Genomic DNA, 686 nt, shown 5'->3' with positions numbered 1-686 from the left:
CGGGGCGCCGGGGAAGACCTGCTGCCACTGAGCCTCGGTGACCGTCAGGTCGGCGCGGGCGTACAGGGTGCCCGCCGACGGGAGGGTGTGCTGCTGCCACACGATGACCTCGTAGTCGAGCGCGGGGTCGAGCTTTGCGGCGGGCGCGATCAGGTCGGTACTCAGCACGCCGCCGGTGATGCCGCGCGCCCACGTCATCGCTGCGGAGCCGTCGGAAGCGGTGACATCCGCCTCGGTTCCCTTCTCGATGAGTGCGACGTACGCGCCGGAGACCGAGCCGAGCCCGGTCGCGTCGACATGCACGGCGAGGCCCTGATCGGCCGTGGCAGAGGTCACGGATGCCGCAGCCCGCCGATCGGGCGCGAAGGTGATCGGCACCGCCCGCTCGGCCGCGGCCTGCACGACGCCGCCGGCGCCGACGGTGAAGACGGCCAGGCTGCCGCCCTCGATCTTGACGGCGTCGAGCGCGGCCTGGGTCACGTCGACGGTCCACTCGGCTCCGACGGTGCCGTCGGCGGCGACCGTCCATTTCGTGGGGGCGAACGAGTTGGCGGCGTCGGCGACCCACGTCGATGCGGCGTTCGAGCGCGCCGACGACAGGGCACCCTCGGACGGGCGCCACGTGGGCGCGAGCCAGCCGACCTGGATGTAGAAGCCCGCCTTGCCGGCCCCGTAGCGGGAGACGG

The 686-nt window shown here is 73.3% G+C and carries 1 pseudogene; it reads right to left on the bottom strand.

Annotation, left to right across the window (positions count from 1 at the left end):
* Positions 1-686, bottom strand: a pseudogene (locus ASG00_RS15035) (hypothetical protein); the annotation flags it as partial.

Origin of the sequence: Microbacterium sp. Leaf351 (assembly GCF_001423825.1) — a bacterium.
GTDB classification, from domain to species: domain Bacteria; phylum Actinomycetota; class Actinomycetes; order Actinomycetales; family Microbacteriaceae; genus Microbacterium; species Microbacterium ginsengisoli.
This window is presented reverse-complemented; position numbering and strand designations above follow the sequence as displayed.